Here is a 15983-nt window from a genome sequence, read left to right on the forward strand (position 1 = left end):
CTATTTTCCTTCGAGTTTGGCGCTGATGACCTGGGCGAAGTGGCCTACGTTGCGCAGCGATTCCAGCTCGGCGGTCCGAAACTTGATGCCGAAGCGCTGTTCGGCCGCAACGGTGAGCATGACGTGGGTCTGGCTGTCCCAGCCCTCGATGTCGTTGGCGGTCATGTCCGGTGAGAGCACGATGCTGTCGTCGTCGAATACGTCATGAAAAACCGGGGTGAGCGCCTTGAGTACTTCTGCTTCGGTCATGCTGATACCTCGATGAAATGATGGGAAGTGCGGATAGAGTCGAGTGCGAAGCGCCAGAAGGTCGCGTCGCTCGTCGCATCGGCAGGTGTTGGATGCTGGGCGAATCCGAGCCGCGGATAGTGTTCGGCGACCATTCCGTTGCGCTCGGTCGGGCGATACTCGCCGATCAGCGCGCGATAGCCGGCTGCGACGGCCGCGCGAGCGAGCACCTCGAGCACCGCGTCTTCGACCTGTCGACCGAGCACCCGGCAGCTCATCAGCCAGCTGTCGATCAGAAGTTCATCCGCCCCAACACTGGCATCAGGGCGCGCCAGCACCACGCTGATCAAGCCGTTGTCGCCGAATTTATCGGCCAGCCGGATCGCCAGCGCCACCGAGCGTGGATCGCCGGCGATACGCTCGACTTCTGCCTCGCTGTAGCGGCGGGTGGTGAGGTTGAACTGGTTGGTTTTGTTTATTAGCTGAGTGCTGCGGGCGAGCTCGGCAGTGCCGATCGGGGTGGCGGTCAGCACCATTTCCAGCCCGCGCAGGTAGCCTTCCATGTCGGTCGCCTGGCTCATCGCTGCCTTGCGCTCGGCGTTCAGTGCATAGTTGCGCCCGCGGGTGGCATCGTCCGAGGTGAAGGAGACCGCCTCGAAGTAGCCGGCCGCCGCCACGCGAGCAGGATAGTCGGCTACATCGTCCGGCAGCTCGGGCACCGCGACCTCCGGCAGCTCACGCCGCACGATGTCGCGCTCGGCCGGGTTGTCGTCGACGAAGACGAGGCTGTCCAGGCCGATGTCCAGCATCGAGGCGATGCGCCGCAGGTTGCCGGCCTTGTCTTCCCAGTTCGCCACGAACGCTGCGATGTCGCTGCGCTTGAGTGCCATCTCCGAGTGGTTGAAGGCTGCTTCGGCCACACTCAGGTCGTTCTTGCTGCACACCGCAAGGATGATGCCGCGCCGGGCCAGCAGGGCCGCATAGCGTTGGAACGCCAGATAGGCCTCGCCGCTGGGCGAGCCCTGGCCGAGATGGATGCCGTCGACGCCGTCGTCGCCGATCACGCCGCCCCACAGCGTGTTGTCCAGATCCAGCACCAGGCATTTGCGCGACAGGCCGACGCTCGCCGCGGCGATGCGAGCCAACTGGTCGCCATACAGCGGCGCGAGGTTGGGGCTGACCAGTTGCTTGGCCTGGTGCCAGCGCAGCGGTTCGGCCAAGCCATCACCATAGCCGCCACGTGCCGCTTCCCAGGCAAGGTCCATCAGCAGCACGCCGTCTTTGCGGGCCGCGGCGCGGATGGCTGCATTCAAGCACTCGATCACGGCACCGGGCGAGGCCGGCACCAGGGCCTCGAACGAGCCGAAGAGCGGCGGGTCGGCGGGTACGATGGTTTGTTGCACCACCTGCGCGGCGTAACGCTCGCGGGCGCGGCGCCAAAGCAGGCGCAACTCGTCGACACGCTCGGTCACCGCCGCCTCGACCTCTTCCTGCGAGGCATCCAGGGGCAGCCGCAGCGGCGCGTCGCGGGCATCGAGCGCCAGCACGATCAACTGCGGAGCAAAGCGGGCCAGTTCAGCGTCTTCCGTGAGCAACGCCTGACGGTACATGCCATACGGCGCAACCTTTACCGAGATCGCCAGGCGCCGCTGCAGGCCGGCGACCCGGATGGCCGGAACGAGGTGGTCCACCGTATGTGATGACAGCAGCGCGATCCGCAGGGAGCGCAATCCCGCTGTGGGCGTTTCGCTGTTGGCTATGGCATGCAGCCCTTCGCTTGCCAGCCGGTCCAGGCGAATCGTTTGGGTGAAGTCGCGACGATAGCCCGCCAGCCGGATGGCTTCGACGAGCCGTGCGAGCGGATCGGTAGCGCGCTTGGCCTCGCCGATGGCGGCACTGAGGTCAGTATGCTGCGGTAGCCAGAGAAGCTGATCCATTAGCCATTCACTCCTTTGAATATCAGAACTGGAAGTAGAGAAACTCGGTTGGAGCCACAGAGAACGCCACGGCCAGCGCAAAGAACCCCAGCACGCCTACGGCTAAGCCAATCACCGGCGTCGGGCTCCACAAAGCAATCGGAAACCAGCGCAACAGCCAGTGCTCGCGAGGTTGCGCATCCAGCGCGGCGCGAAAGCGCGACATCCACTGCTGCACGTTGGGCATCAGCCAGACGAACGCGAGCAGAATCACCACGGGGAAGTAGTCAGACTTGTCGAACTTGACACTCTGCTCGCTCAGTCCGGCCATGCCGGACAGCATCGTCATCGCAGTCGCAACGCTGTCGGCGCGGAAGAACACCATGGCGACCACGACACAGAGAAACGTCAGCAGCACGGCCGCGGCGTGATAGAGGACGTTCTCGCTGTCCATTGGCAGGCCTTTGCGCGCCTTGAGCGCCCTGAAGCCGTGGGCAACCACCAGATAGAAGCCGTGCAGCAGGCCGAATACGACGAATTGCCAGCCCGCGCCATGCCAGACGCCCGAGACGAACATGGTCAGCACGGTGGGGTAGGCGACCAGCACGACGAAGGTGCTCAGGCTCATCTTGCCGCGGCGCGGCAGTGGTTTGCCGGCGGCCATGCGCGAGCGTGTGATCCGCATGACGATGGGGTTGTAGATATAGGCGGTCAGGAAGCGCGTGAGGGTCATGTGCCAGCGCGACCAGTAATCGATGACGTTGTGCGCTTTGAACGGGCTGTTGAAATTGACCGGCAGTCGCAGACCGAACAACAGTCCCAGGCCGATGGCCATGTCGCTGTAGCCGGAAAAATCGAAATAGATCTGCAAGGTATAGGTGAGGGCGCCGAACCAGGCATCGTAGAAGGCCGGCACGATACCGTCGCTGGCTACGGTGAAGATCGGGGAGGTCTTCGCCCCCAACGGATCGGCGATGATCACCTTCTTGAACAGGCCAAGCAGGAATATGGTGAGCCCCAGCGAGATGTTGTCGAGTCGCGGGCGGAAGGTGCTGCTGTCGTTGAACTGCTTGAGCATCTCGCCGTGATGGGTAATGGGACCCGCGATCAGCTGCGGAAAAAAGCTGATGAACAAGCAATAGTTGACGAAGTCGTGCTCGGTCACCTCACCGTCATGGGCATCTACCAGGTAGGCGATCTGCTGGAAGGTAAAGAAGGAAATTGCCAGCGGCAGAATGATGTCGCCTACCGACCAGCCCAGGCCAAAGGTGGCATCGAGCGTGCCGAACAGGAATCCGGTGTATTTGTAGTAGCCGAGCAGTGCCACGTTGGCGGCGACGCCAAGAATCAAACCCGTCCGCGAGGGCCGGCGCATCAGGTAGCCGCCGATAAAGTAGTTCGCCACCATGCTGCCCATCAGCAGCGGCACGTAAGCGGGATTCCACCAGCCGTAGAAAACAAGCGACGCTAACGTCAGCCAGATGGCTGCGTAACGCTGCCTACCGGAACCTGCTAGAACAATGAAACCCAGAAGAACCACCGGAAGAAACCCGGCGATGAAAACCATGGAGTTGAAGAGCATCGTCCATTTCCTTATCCCTGAACATCCACGACCGCCCTTCGGAATAGAGCGGTGTTTTGTACGGATGAATCGCGAAGCCCGATAAACCGCAATCTAACGGCGCGCCGCTGAAACTCTCCCGGTTGCAGGCCGTTTAGGGCGGCGCTGCGGCAGACCCAGTCCTTTTCACTGCACGGAATGCTCGGCTCTGTCTGTTAACAATGACACGGAGTTGTAAGAAAAAGTTGCGCCGCTCATCCGGCTGGGGCTCTACCCGGACGAGTGGATATCGCCCCTGATATCAAGCGAAACGGGGCTTCCAAAGCCTCTGCAAGCGAAGACGGATGGTGTCGCCGTGACGTGTCGTCACATACAGAAAAAAAGAAGCGCTTGAGCGCAGTGAACTCGCAGCTAGCGCATGGCTCGACAACGGCCGGAAATTGCCACGGCCACGCCGTCGCGTTCCTTCCCGTGGCGATGTAGGAAATGTCGATTCAGGCCGTGTCATCCGAATACCTTCCGCAGCGGACGCATAGTCGGAACGCCAGCTCCAAACGCTGATACTGATCGACAAGTTGACCTTGATCACAGAAGCCGGGGTGATCGGGGGTTTTCTGCATGCGGGTGCTGAAGTATTTAACTGCTCAGCCGATGAATGAGTACCGATCATTCATCGAGAGCTTCTTATGCGCATGACCCTGAAACTGAAGGTGCTGTTGCTCGCACTGATACCCGTTGCCTTGTTTGCTCTGGTACTCAGTGGCGCGGTGGCGAAAATCCTTCACTCGCTTGCCGACGAGGAGCTGGAAAGCACTCGCGAGCGGATGATCGACGAGAGCCGTGCCCGGCTCGAGGATTACATACGCATCGGTGTGAGCAGTGTCGCTCACCTCTACGAGCCTGCGGCGCAGGGTGATATGGCCAGCCGTGCTCAGGCCATCGCCATTCTGTCGAAGATCAAGTTCGGTAAGGACGGTTACTTCTTCGGTCACGACTCCAACGTGGTCCGCCTGTTCCGTGGCGACAGCCCGGTGGATGTCGGTGCCAATCTGAACGATCGCCGCGACTCGAACGGTGTTTACATCAACCGTGAGCTGGTGGCGGTAGCCAAGAACAACACCTATTTCGTGAACTATTCTTCTCCGCTCCCCGGCAACGAAAAAGTATCGGTACCCAAGCTCGCGTATAGCTACTACCTGCCCAAGTGGGACATGGCGTTGGGCACGGCAGTCAATCTGGACGGTATCGAACTGGCGCTGGACGAGGTCCGCAAGGAAATCGATAGCCGGGTCAATTCGATCCTGACCAGCATCCTCGGGATCGCCGGCGTGATGCTGGTGGCGCTGGGCATCGCTGGCGTGGTCATCAGCAACTCCATCGTCAAGCCGATCCAGGTGATTCGTGCGCAACTGGACGACATCGCTGCCGGTGAAGGCGACCTGACGCACCGCCTGCCGGAAGACCGTAACGACGAGCTGGGCCAGCTGGCCAGTTCTTTCAACCGCTTCGTGGGCAAGATCCACACCATGGTCAGCCAGGTCGCGGAGATGACCGGGCAACTGACGGGCATGGTCGCCGAAGTAGCGGCACAGGCGCAGCGTTCCGAAACCGCGATGGAAACCCAGCGGCAGGAAACCGATCAGGTCGCCACGGCGATCAACGAAATGTCCGCCGCCGCCCAGGAAGTCGCACACAGCGCTCAGGGGGCTGCCGAAGCCGCACAGCAGACCGACCAGGAAGGCCAACAGGCCAAGTCCGTGGTGGACTCCAGCATTCGTCAGATTCACTCGCTGGTAGAAGAAATCCGCACCAGCGGTACGTCGCTGGACGCGCTGCAACAGGACGTGCATGCCATCGTCGGCGTGCTCGACGTGATCCGCTCGATCGCCGAACAGACCAATCTGTTGGCGCTGAACGCCGCCATCGAGGCTGCGCGGGCTGGTGAAGCGGGCCGCGGCTTTGCCGTGGTCGCCGATGAAGTTCGCGCGCTGGCCAGCCGGACCCAGCAGAGCACCCAAGAAATTCAGGGCATGATCGATCGCCTGCAGACCGGGACCAAGCAGGCCGTGGCCGCCATGAGCCGTTCCAGTGAGGCGGGTGACGCCAGCAGCGCGCAGGCCAACCAGGCTGGTGCATCGCTGGATGCCATTGCGCACCTGATCGCCACCATCAACGGTATGAACGCGCAGATCGCCAGCGCCGCCGAGGAGCAGACCGCGGTCGCTGAAGAGATCAACCGCAGCGTGCACCAGATCGCTACGGCGGTGGAAAATGTCGCCGAGGAAACCCAGCAGGGCGCACGCACCGCGCGCAATCTGGCCGATGTTGGCGAACGTCTGGGTGGGTTGGTCCGGCAGTTCCGTATCTGATCGTAGCCTGATCTGACGCGCTGCTTCGCCAGATCAGCTCGGCCTCAAAGAAAACCCCGCTTTTGCGGGGTTTTTCATGAAGGCCGTCCGTTCTCAAAGTGCCGGTCACTAGCAGCCGAAGAGGTTCAGCTCCGTAGGGTGGATGTCGCTTTTACATCCACCGTGGCGCCGCTCGGTGGATCGGTGAAGCGTGATCCACCCTACGTGAGGCTGAAGATTGGCTCGTATGTGTCAGCCGAAGAAATACAGGCAGCCAGCAATCACCAGTCCCGAGTAGACCAGCATCAGGAGGCAGTAGCCCATGATGTCGCGCGCACCCAGGCCAACGATGCCGAGGATCGGCAGCGCCCAGAACGGCTGAATCATGTTGGTCCAGGCGTCGCCCCAGGCGATTGCCATGGCTGTGACGGCGGGTGCCACACCGAGTGCCTGGCCCGCTGGTAGCATGATCGGACCCTGCACGGCCCACTGGCCACCGCCGGATGGCACGAAGACGTTGACCAGGCCGGCGCTGAGGAAGGCCAGCACTGGGAAGGTGTCGGCCGAGGACCAGGCGACGAAGGTATCGGTGATCTGCTTGCCCAGCGATAGGCCGTCAGCGTTGGCGCCGACCATCATGCCCATGATCCCCGCATAGAAGGGGAACTGGATGACGATACCGCTGATCCCGCCGATGCCGTCCTGCACCGCGCGCATGTAGCGCTCTGGCGAGCCATGCAATGCCAGTCCGATGAACAGGAACAGACCGATGACGATGTTCAGGGTCAGCGCGAAGCCGTTCTCGGCGAAGTAGTAACCGAAGTAGACGACACCCAGCGCGACGATGATCAGGTTGAGGATACGGCTGTCGTCCAGGCGCTGCGCCAGGGTGCTGCGAGGCAATGGCTCGTGTGCGGGATCGAGCAGCATAGCGGGGTCGGCGACCTTCGGCTGCTTCGGATGCATGGCCCAGTTGAGGATGGGTAGGCCGATGACGAGCAGGGCAATGATGGTCAGGTTCATGGGGGTGAACAGGGTATCGCCAACGCCTATTGCAGCGGTCACGACGCCGCCACTCATGCGCTCCAGGTCCGCGCCACCGGTGGCGAGGGACAGTGGAATGGAGCCGGACAGCCCACCATGCCAGATCAGGAAGCCGGAGTAGGCCGCCGCGACCAGCAGCGGGTAATCCACACCCCTGACCTCCCGCGCTAGTGCGCGTGCGAACACGGCACCGATGACCAGGCCAAAGCCCCAGTTGATCCAGGAGCCGGCCAGTGCAATCAGGGTGACCAATACCACGGCGCGGCCAGGTGTCTTGGCGGTTCGCGCCAAACCGGCGAGAAGACGATGAATCAAGGGCGCGCTGGCCAAGGCATGACCTGTGACCAGGATCAGGGCCATTTGCATGGCGAAGGTCAGCAGGTTCCAGAAGCCCGTACCCCAGTGCTTAGCCATGGCAGGCAAACCCTGACCGGTGACCAGCATGCTGGCGGCGAGCACGATGAGGCTGAGCAGAATGGCGAATACGAACGGTGAGGGAAGATAGCGCTGAACCAGTTTCACGCTCATTGCTGTGATGGTGTGAAGCATCGTTGGATCCTGTTTGTTTTTCTTTTGGATATCGCCGGCCGCAGGAGTAACGCGGCAGCCTGGCGGCGCTTGCTGAAGCGAGTTGCTGTAACTACCGCTGCCCGGACGTCTACGCGACCGAACAGCGGGGATGAAGGCCTGCTTGAATCTGAACCGCGCCGCTTCAGCTCCGTTCCAGCGCCAACGCAACGCCCTGGCCACCGCCGATGCACAGCGTGGCGAGGCCCTTCTTGGCGTCGCGGCGCATCATCTCGTGCAGCAAGGTGACCAACACGCGGCAGCCCGATGCACCGATGGGGTGCCCCAGAGCGATCGCGCCGCCATTGACGTTGACCTTGCTCGCATCCCAGCCCAGCTCCTGGCCCACCGACAGCGCCTGGGCGGCGAAGGCTTCGTTGGCTTCGATCAGGTCCAGTTCGTCCAACGACCAGCCGGCCTTGTCCAGGCAGCGACGGGTCGCCGATACCGGCGCGATGCCCATGATGGCCGGGTCGACGCCAGCGTTGGCGTAGGCCTTGATTCGCGCCAGCACTGGCAGGCCGAGCGCCTTGGCTTTGTCGGCACTCATCAGCAGCACCGCGGCGGCGCCATCGTTAAGGCTGGAGGCATTGCCGGCGGTGACCGAGCCATCCTTCTTGAATGCCGGTTTGAGTTTCGCCAGGGCGTCGGCGGTGGTCCCGGCACGTGGCTGCTCGTCGGTGTCGAAGCGCAGGGGCTCGCCTTTGCGCTGCGGAATCTCGATAGGCGTGATTTCGTCCTTGAAACGCCCGGCCTCGATGGCGGCCACGGCCTTTTGCTGCGAGGACGCGGCAAAGGCATCCTGGGCTTCGCGGCTGATCTGGTACTTGTCGACCAAGTTCTCGGCGGTGATGCCCATGTGGAAGTCGTTGAAGGCATCCCAGAGGCCGTCGCTGATCATCGAGTCGACCAACTCAGCATGGCCCATGCGCAAGCCGGTGCGGGCTTTCGGCAGGACGTAGGGCGCCAGGCTCATGTTCTCCTGGCCGCCAGCGATGATCACCTCGGCGTCGCCGCAACGGATGGCCTGGGTGGCCAGATGCAGCGCCTTGAGGCCGGAACCGCAAACCTTGTTCAGCGTGAAGGACGGCACGGCGTGAGGCAGGCCGGCTTTGATCGAAGCCTGACGAGCGGGGTTCTGACCGGAACCAGCCGTCAATACCTGGCCAAGGATGACTTCATCGACGTCGGCGGGATTCAGTCCGGTCTGTTCGAGCAGACGCTTGATCACGGCCGCGCCCAGATCCGGCGCGGCGATGTTGGCCAATGCGCCCTGGAACGAGCCGATGGCGGTACGGGTGGCGGCAACGATAACGACGTCTTGCATGGCGGTTTTCCTCTCATCTTATAAACGGGAAAAGCCTCGCATGATTTCTCATCGCGAGGCCTTTATCGGCACTGGATCAGCCGAAGGTCATTTCCGGCACATGGTCCGGTACCACCAATTCGCCGACGGTCTTTGCGATGATTTCCTCAACGCTTACGCCCGGTGCGCGTTCCTTGAGGACGAAGGCACCGTTCTCGATCTCAAGATAGGCCAGATCGGTCAGTACGCGCTTGATGCAGCCAGCGCCGGTCAGCGGCAGGGTGCACTTGGGTAGCAACTTGGACTCGCCGTCCTTCGAAGCGTGCGTCATCAGCACGATGATGTTCTCGGCACCGGCGACCAGATCCATCGCGCCGCCCATACCTTTGACCAGTTTGCCAGGGATCATCCAGGAGGCGATGTTGCCTTGTACGTCGACCTCGAACGCACCGAGCACGGTGAGATCGATATGCCCGCCGCGGATCATCGCGAAAGACTCGGCGGAGTTGAAGATGGAGGCCCCGACGCGCGCCGTAACGGTCTGCTTGCCGGCGTTGATCATGTCGGCGTCCAGTTCTTCCTCGGTCGGAAAGGCGCCCATGCCGAGCAGGCCATTTTCCGACTGCAGCATCACTTCCATGCCCTCGGGCACGTAATTGGCCACCAGGGTCGGGATGCCGATGCCAAGGTTCACGTAGTAGCCGTCCTGCAATTCGCGGGCGACGCGCTGGGCCATTTGTTCGCGGGAAAGTGCCATGGTCTGTTCCTCTTATTCTTTTGATCAGGCGCGGACGGTGCGCTTCTCGATGCGCTTTTCGAAGGTGCCGCAGATGATGCGATCGACGTAGATGCCAGGCGTGTGGATCTGGGTGGGGTCGATCTCGCCGGGCTCGACGATCTCCTCGACCTCGACCACGGTGATCTTCGCGGCGGCGGCGGCCAGCGGATTGAAGTTTTGCGCTGTGTGGCGGTAGATGACGTTGCCGTAGCGGTCGGCCTTCCAGCCCTTGACGATGGCGAAGTCTCCGGTGATGGCGTGTTCGAGGATGTGCGGGCGACCATTGAACTCGCGCACATCCTTGCCTTCGGCGATGGGGGTGCCGTAACCGGTCGCAGTATAGAAGGCCGGAATGCCAGCACCGCCAGCGCGCATCTTCTCGGCGAGCGTGCCCTGAGGCGTCAGCTCGACTTCCAGCTCACCATTGAGCAGCTGCTTTTCGAACAAGGCGTTCTCGCCGACATAAGAGGCGATCATCTTGCGGATCTGCCGGTCTTCCAGCAGCACGCCGAGGCCGAAACCATCGACACCGCAATTATTGGAGACCACTGTCAGGTCGCGAGTGCCTTTGCGCTTGATCTCGGCGATCAGGTTTTCTGGAATACCGCACAGGCCGAAACCGCCGGCCAGTACGGTCATGCCGTCCTGTAGACCGTCGAGGGCTTCGGCGTAGGAATTCACGCGCTTGTCGAAACCAGCCATAAACCATTCCTTCTTGTTGTTGGAGGACGTGAGAGTCGTTGCCGTCGAGTGTTCCTGCAGAGATATGATTTGTTAAGTTGATTTTTAAGCGTTATTAATTGGAAAAACAGAATAATCTACGGCGTTGGTACGTCTATTCGCTCGGACACTTCCATGACCGTCAAACAATTACGCGCCTTTCTATCGGTGGCTCACACGCTTAGCTTCGCCCAGGCTTGCGAGCGCCTGCATCTCTCGCAATCGGCTCTGAGCCTGACCATCAAGGCGTTGGAGGATGGGCTCGGTGGCCGCTTGTTCAGCCGAACCACGCGGGCCGTCAGCCTCACGCCGGAGGGCGAAGCATTGTTGCCTCTAGCGCGACGGCTACTGGCCGACTGGGACAACGCCGAGGATGAGTTGCGCCAGCGCTTCACCTTGAAACAGGGCAGGGTGGCGCTGGCCTCGATGCCTTCGTTTGCCGGTAACCTGCTGCCAGCGGTGCTACGAACCTTTAGCGATCAATACCCCTCGATCAGCGTTACGGTGCATGACGTGATCAACGAACAGGTAATGGAAATGGTCCGCGATCGTCAGGTGGAGCTGGGCATCGCGTTCGAGCCTGAGCCGAGCGCACCTTTGACCTTCACGTCGCTATACACCGATCGATTCGTTGCCGTCGTGCCGGCGGAATCGTCGCTCGCGTCTCAGCCCGAGATCGCCTGGGACGCCTTGCTCGGATATCCCTTCATCACCTTGCAGCGGCCTTCCACCGTGCGCTTCATGCTCGAAGACCACCTGCGCCAGCGCGGACGCCAGCTGCCGGTGCAGTTCGAGAGTCATCAGTTGGCCACGGTCGGCCGCATGGTCGCCAGCGGTCTGGGAGTCAGTGCCGTACCGGCGCTGTGCCGTGCGCAAATGCTGGAACTCGGTGCGCGCTGCGTGGCGCTACGTGATCCGGTGATCGAAAAGCCGGTCGGTATTCTGACCAAGCCCGGCCACGAACTGTCGGTGGCGGCCCAGGCCATTGCCGATACCTTGCGCGCTGAACAGGGGTATCCAGGTCTTTTGCGCTGAAGAGATCAAAGCTGCGGAAATCGCGGTTTGCGGCGCCTGCGCAAGCACGCTGAGGCGGGGCCGCCAATGGCCACGCTATCGAGCGTCGCGTGGCGATTTGCCGAGCAGCAGTTGCAAATCGATTCGTTCGGCCATCGCCTGATTGCCGATATCGCCGGGATGAAGCCTGTCGCCCGAGTCGTACCGCGCGAGAAGCCGTGTCGGGTGAGTGGGGTCACGTAGCCAGGCATCGAAGTCCAGCACCGCATCGAAACTGCCACTGGTGCGAATCCACTCATTGACCTGCTGACGCAGACGCTCTTTCTCCGGTGAGTAATAGTGGTGGATGGGGGAGTCCGGTAGCGCACCTTCGAATGGCAGCAGCGTCCCCGCGACGATGCGAACGTTGCGAAGATGCGCTTGCGTGATCAACTGCCGATAACCGGCTATCAACGCTTCGAAGCTGGGCGCGGGCGCATCCGGCGCGAAGGTGCTGCCAGGCCAGGCGATATCGTTTATTCCCAGCAACACCACGGCCGTTTCGATATGCGGCTTACTCAGGACGTCGCGTTCGAAGCGCGCCAGCGCGTTGTCACCCATCCCATCTTCGAGCAGACGTGCCCCGGAGATACCGGCGTTCAGCACGGCGATGCCGTCGTTGGCCACACGCTCCGCGAGGAAGTCCGGCCACCGCTTGAATGCATCCGGACTGGCCCCGTTGCCATCGGTGATGGAGTCGCCCAACACCGCAATCGTACGAACTGGGGACGGGGTTTCGAGCAACACATCCGTGACCAGCAGCCCAGACGTAAATGTCGAGTCGTATGGCAGATCCGTTGCCTGGACGCGATCGCCCGGAGCGAGGTAGGCGGTCTGTCTGGCATCCCAGTGCATCGTGGCTGGGGGCGTTGGTTCCGGCAGGTACAAGCTGATCGAGAGTCGGGTTAACGCCGGTACGACAAGCTCGACAGGGTCACTGGTCCAATTTGCGCCAGGCGGCAGCGTCACTGCGCTGTGGCCGGCGAAGGTCAGCGCCCGCGCAGAATCGGGACTTACGCGGGCACCCTCTACTGTCAGCGCCACGGATGCCGCGCCGATGGTCAGCGGTACCGTGCCGTACCGGTTCGAAAGCACGACCCGGACCCGATTGCCGCCCGTACTGACACGAACGATCTGGCGAATGGTCTGTTTTTCGAGTGTGGCCGGCAATCCAGTCGGCAGAGGGATACTGGAGCGCCATATCGGCTGCGGCGCGGCGGTCCAGGTGCTGTACCAGGTTGCGTTGGCGTCTGCCGCGGTGATGCAAAGCAGGCCGAGCGACATTACAGCGGATGAAAGAAGCGTCTGTGTCTTCACTGGGTGACTCCGAGACAGGGATAAGTCCGGTCAGGTTGGGTTATTCCGATTGGCTACGGTAGAGCGCAGAATGGCATGCCGATCATTCGAAAATGGAATGCCATGAACACGCTAGGCGCAATGCATCAGTTCGTTCGGGCCGTGGAGCTGGGCAGTCTTTCAGCGGCGGCGCGTGAGCTCGGGACGACCCAGCCGACCGTCAGCAAGACGGTGGCGGCGCTTGAAAGGCATCTAGGTACACGCCTGCTGAATCGCACTACCACCCACCTTGTGCCCACTGAGGCGGGTAAGCGCTTCTACGAACGAGCCAGACGCGTGCTCGACGAATACAACGAGGCAGTGGCGGAGGTAAGGGGGCAGACTGAGCGGCCGGAAGGTCATCTGCGCGTCAATGTGCCCGTCAGTCTGGGTGTGCTCCGTCTGAATGCGCTGATGGTGGAGTTCATGCGGCGCTATCCGGCAATCGATGTCGAGTTGAGCTTCAATGACCGTTTCGTCGATCTAACCGAGGAATCCATCGATGTTGCGTTGCGCCTGGGCGGCGACCTTCCGCTCGATGCAGTGGCGCGCCGGGTGGCAACGTCACCGAGGTATCTGGTGGTCGCGCCGGAGCTTCTCGAAACGGCCGCCGACATACAGCGGCCCGAGGATATTCTCGCGCTACCCTATCTCCGGTTCGCCTGGCTGGCGGCGGGCGAAACGCTGGAGCTGACGCACGAAAATGGAGCGACGGCTCGCATCACCCCGCAGAGCCGCTATACGGCGAATAGCTCATTGGCGATTCGTGAAAGCCTGTTGCTCGGTGCCGGGGTCGGCTTCGCGCCGGCCTGGCTGGTGGGTGATCTGATCGAGTCGGGCGCGCTGGTACGGATGCTTCCCCAGTGGCGAGGGCAAATCCATGAGGCATTTCTGATCTATCCCCAGCGACGCTATCAGCCCTTGCGGGCGCGTCTGTTGCTGGAGTTTCTTGAGCAGCGCGTACCGCTTCTGCCTGGCTTCGAGCGGGTTTAGTGGCGTGGCGGATGATTCGTCAGCGAAAGGGCACAAACGATCCTCTCGATACCCAGCCTGTGGCCTAGAGAACCTCCTGTAATTTTCTTTTCTCCATGGGGCTGGTCATAATCCCGACTGAATTAGTCGGCTGTGGATATTTTTCATGCATAAGGTTGGATCTTCGAATGCGCCGATAGACGTGCAGGATCGATACCGTCTGCTGATCGACGCAGTGACCGATTACGCCATTTACATGCTCGACCCCGATGGCAGAGTCGCCAGTTGGAACGCGGGTGCGAAGCGCTTCAAGGGGTACGAAGAGGCTGAAATCCTCGGCCAACACTTCTCCCGCTTCTACACCGACGACGATCGTGCTGCTGGAATGCCGCAGCGCACGCTTGATACCGCTACGGCCGAAGGGCGCTTTGAAGGGGAAGGCTGGCGCGTGCGCAAGGACGGTACGCGCTTCTGGTGTCATGTGGTGGTCGATCCGATCTGGTCGTCTACCGGTACTTTGCTCGGTTTTGCCAAGATCACCCGGGACCTGACCGAGCGCAAGCTGGCTGAGGAGTCGCTGAAACAGAGCGAACAGCAGTTCCGCTTGCTGGTTCAGAGCGTCACTGATTACGCCATCTACATGCTTGACCCGGAAGGGGTGGTGACCAACTGGAATCAGGGGGCTCAACGTATCAAGGGCTACCTGCCCGAGGAGATTATCGGTCGGCACTATTCGGTGTTCTTCACTGAGGAGGACCGACAAAACGGCGCCCCCCAGCGCGGCCTTGCAACCGCGCTGCAGGAGGGGCGGTTCGAGAGCCAGGGCTGGCGTGTGCGCAAGGACGGCTCGCGCTTTTTGGCCAACGTGGCGGTGGACCCGATCCGCAGCGATACCGGTACCCTGATTGGCTTCGCCAAGGTTACCCGCGATATCACCGAAAGCGTCGAGGCACAGCGCGAACTGGAGAAGGCGCGCGAGGCGCTGTTTCAATCACAGAAGATGGAGTCGCTCGGCCGGCTTACCGGCGGCATCGCCCACGATTTCAACAACCTGCTTATGGCCGTTCTGGGCGGGCTGGAAATCGTGCGTCGACGGGTTGCGGATGACCCTACGATCGTCCCGTTGCTCGATAACACCATTCATGGCGCTCAGCGCGGCATCGCCTTGTCCCAGCGTATGTTGGCATTCGCGCGGCGCCAGGAACTGCACCTTGAAGCCGTTGAGGTGCCGGCTTTGGTGCAGGGTATGGCTGACCTGCTTCGGCAATCGCTCGGTCCGCGAATTCAAATCGAAACCCGTTTCCCTCTCTCGCTCAAACCGGTGTTGGCGGATGTCAATCAGTTAGAAATGGCGCTGCTCAATCTGGCGGTCAACGCCCGGGACGCGATGCCGGAAGGCGGTACCGTTACGATTTCCGCGCGGGAGCACAGGCTCGATTCGACTGACGGGCCGTTAGCGTCGGGAAACTATCTATGCCTGGCTGTGACGGACGAGGGCGAAGGCATGGACGAGGCGACACTGGCGCAGGCGATGGAGCCTTTCTTCACCACCAAGGATGTCGGCAAGGGTACGGGGCTGGGTCTCTCGATTGTCCACGGTCTTGCCGCGCAATCGGGTGGCCGGCTGGTGCTCGAGAGCAAGAAGGGCCGTGGCACCACTGCTGAGTTGTGGCTGCCGCTTGCGGCAAGCGCCGGTATGCCGCTTGAAGGAGCCGTACTTGACGTGTCTGAGCCACGGCGGCCGGTGGCGCTCAATGTTCTGGTGGTAGATGACGATCCACTGGTGCTGATGACGACCGCCGCGATGCTCGAAGAGCTCGAATGCAATGTATACGAGGCGAGTTCAGCGGAGTTTGCTCTGGAAGTACTGGCGCAGCACGCCGTCGATCTGGTGCTGACCGACCAGACCATGCCTCAGATGACCGGATCACAATTGGCCGAAGTCATCAGGCAGCGGTATCCGGCGCTGCCGATAATTCTCGCCACCGGTTACGCCGACAACCTGAGCGGCCTGGCCGGTAGTCTTCCCCGACTCGACAAACCATTCAACCAGGACATGCTGGCGCAAAGCATCGCTTCGGCGATGAGCCAGATCTGACGCCATCCCATCGAACCAGACCTATCGGGGCTCGTTCTGCGGCGCGTCAAGGCACTC

Annotated in this window: 12 protein-coding genes and 1 pseudogene; 5 read left to right on the forward strand and 8 right to left on the reverse strand. The window is 61.7% G+C overall.

The window, feature by feature from the left end; genetic code table 11:
- Genes ACL0K2_RS00590 through ACL0K2_RS00600 form a run of 3 tightly spaced genes read right to left on the reverse strand, consistent with a single transcriptional unit; the run spans position 1 to position 3726 of the window.
- Positions 1-249: an acyl carrier protein gene (locus ACL0K2_RS00590; protein ID WP_045161863.1), complete on the reverse strand. Its 249-nt coding sequence runs from the start codon at positions 247-249 to the stop codon at positions 1-3.
- Complete coding sequence (locus ACL0K2_RS00595; protein WP_045161864.1) at positions 246-2165, reverse strand: HAD-IIIC family phosphatase; 1920 nt, start codon at positions 2163-2165, stop codon at positions 246-248. Before ACL0K2_RS00595 ends, ACL0K2_RS00590 begins: the two co-directional genes overlap by 4 nt.
- A 22-nt stretch (positions 2166-2187) precedes the next feature.
- Complete coding sequence (locus ACL0K2_RS00600) at positions 2188-3726, reverse strand: MBOAT family O-acyltransferase (RefSeq protein ID WP_413043520.1); 1539 nt, start codon at positions 3724-3726, stop codon at positions 2188-2190.
- An 803-nt stretch (positions 3727-4529) separates the two neighbouring features.
- On the opposite strand from ACL0K2_RS00600, the pseudogene ACL0K2_RS00605 reads away from it, so the two are divergent.
- Both ACL0K2_RS00605 and ACL0K2_RS00610 read left to right on the forward strand, forming a co-directional pair.
- A pseudogene (locus tag ACL0K2_RS00605) lies at positions 4530-4913 on the forward strand (cache domain-containing protein); the annotation flags it as partial.
- 3 nt (positions 4914-4916) lie between these two features.
- Entirely contained in the window at positions 4917-6074 is a 1158-nt protein-coding gene (locus tag ACL0K2_RS00610) for a methyl-accepting chemotaxis protein (protein WP_413044410.1), read from the forward strand.
- Between the two features lie 231 nt (positions 6075-6305).
- On the opposite strand, the gene ACL0K2_RS00615 is transcribed toward ACL0K2_RS00610, so the two are convergent.
- The 4 genes from ACL0K2_RS00615 to ACL0K2_RS00630 all read right to left on the reverse strand — a co-directional run bounded on the left by ACL0K2_RS00615 (position 6306) and on the right by ACL0K2_RS00630 (position 10450).
- Positions 6306-7646, reverse strand: coding sequence for a short-chain fatty acid transporter (locus ACL0K2_RS00615; protein WP_413043521.1), 1341 nt, complete (start codon positions 7644-7646; stop codon positions 6306-6308).
- A gap of 163 nt (positions 7647-7809) precedes the next feature.
- Positions 7810-8991 carry an acetyl-CoA C-acetyltransferase gene (locus ACL0K2_RS00620; RefSeq protein WP_413043522.1) on the reverse strand — a complete coding sequence of 394 codons (1182 nt, stop codon included), beginning with the start codon at positions 8989-8991 and terminating at the stop codon, positions 7810-7812.
- Between the two features lie 76 nt (positions 8992-9067).
- Complete coding sequence (locus ACL0K2_RS00625; RefSeq protein ID WP_413043523.1) at positions 9068-9727, reverse strand: CoA transferase subunit B; 660 nt, start codon at positions 9725-9727, stop codon at positions 9068-9070.
- A 24-nt stretch (positions 9728-9751) separates the two neighbouring features.
- Positions 9752-10450: a CoA transferase subunit A gene (locus ACL0K2_RS00630; protein WP_239609236.1), complete on the reverse strand. Its 699-nt coding sequence runs from the start codon at positions 10448-10450 to the stop codon at positions 9752-9754.
- A 153-nt stretch (positions 10451-10603) separates the two neighbouring features.
- Here ACL0K2_RS00630 and ACL0K2_RS00635 point away from each other — a divergent pair, with 153 nt between their 5' ends.
- Entirely contained in the window at positions 10604-11503 is a 900-nt protein-coding gene (locus ACL0K2_RS00635; protein ID WP_045161871.1) for a LysR family transcriptional regulator, read from the forward strand.
- Between the two features lie 75 nt (positions 11504-11578).
- Here the strand turns inward: ACL0K2_RS00635 and ACL0K2_RS00640 are convergent, their stop codons facing one another.
- Complete coding sequence (locus ACL0K2_RS00640; protein ID WP_413044411.1) at positions 11579-12805, reverse strand: SGNH/GDSL hydrolase family protein; 1227 nt, start codon at positions 12803-12805, stop codon at positions 11579-11581.
- Positions 12806-12940: 135 nt separating this feature from the next.
- On the opposite strand from ACL0K2_RS00640, the gene ACL0K2_RS00645 reads away from it, so the two are divergent.
- Positions 12941-13849: a LysR family transcriptional regulator gene (locus ACL0K2_RS00645; RefSeq protein ID WP_045161873.1), complete on the forward strand. Its 909-nt coding sequence runs from the start codon at positions 12941-12943 to the stop codon at positions 13847-13849.
- A 145-nt stretch (positions 13850-13994) separates the two neighbouring features.
- Positions 13995-15926, forward strand: a complete 1932-nt coding sequence (locus tag ACL0K2_RS00650) for a PAS domain S-box protein (RefSeq protein WP_413043524.1) — start codon at positions 13995-13997, stop codon at positions 15924-15926.
- Positions 15927-15983 lie beyond the last annotated feature (57 nt).

The organism is Pseudomonas sp. YJ42 (assembly GCF_047225135.1).
In the GTDB taxonomy this organism is placed as follows: Bacteria; Pseudomonadota; Gammaproteobacteria; order Pseudomonadales; family Pseudomonadaceae; genus Stutzerimonas; species Stutzerimonas stutzeri_E.

Excerpts from the sequence above, each read along its gene's own strand:
- ACL0K2_RS00590 (WP_045161863.1), bottom strand. The coding sequence starts at position 249 with ATGACCGAAGCAGAAGTACTCAAGGCGCTCACCCCGGTTTTTCATGAC.
- ACL0K2_RS00595 (WP_045161864.1), bottom strand. The coding sequence starts at position 2,165 with ATGGATCAGCTTCTCTGGCTACCGCAGCATACTGACCTCAGTGCCGCC.
- ACL0K2_RS00600 (WP_413043520.1), bottom strand. The coding sequence starts at position 3,726 with ATGCTCTTCAACTCCATGGTTTTCATCGCCGGGTTTCTTCCGGTGGTT.
- ACL0K2_RS00610 (WP_413044410.1), top strand. The coding sequence starts at position 4,917 with ATGGCGTTGGGCACGGCAGTCAATCTGGACGGTATCGAACTGGCGCTG.
- ACL0K2_RS00615 (WP_413043521.1), bottom strand. The coding sequence starts at position 7,646 with ATGCTTCACACCATCACAGCAATGAGCGTGAAACTGGTTCAGCGCTAT.
- ACL0K2_RS00620 (WP_413043522.1), bottom strand. The coding sequence starts at position 8,991 with ATGCAAGACGTCGTTATCGTTGCCGCCACCCGTACCGCCATCGGCTCG.
- ACL0K2_RS00625 (WP_413043523.1), bottom strand. The coding sequence starts at position 9,727 with ATGGCACTTTCCCGCGAACAAATGGCCCAGCGCGTCGCCCGCGAATTG.
- ACL0K2_RS00630 (WP_239609236.1), bottom strand. The coding sequence starts at position 10,450 with ATGGCTGGTTTCGACAAGCGCGTGAATTCCTACGCCGAAGCCCTCGAC.
- ACL0K2_RS00635 (WP_045161871.1), top strand. The coding sequence starts at position 10,604 with ATGACCGTCAAACAATTACGCGCCTTTCTATCGGTGGCTCACACGCTT.
- ACL0K2_RS00640 (WP_413044411.1), bottom strand. The coding sequence starts at position 12,805 with ATGTCGCTCGGCCTGCTTTGCATCACCGCGGCAGACGCCAACGCAACC.
- ACL0K2_RS00645 (WP_045161873.1), top strand. The coding sequence starts at position 12,941 with ATGAACACGCTAGGCGCAATGCATCAGTTCGTTCGGGCCGTGGAGCTG.
- ACL0K2_RS00650 (WP_413043524.1), top strand. The coding sequence starts at position 13,995 with ATGCATAAGGTTGGATCTTCGAATGCGCCGATAGACGTGCAGGATCGA.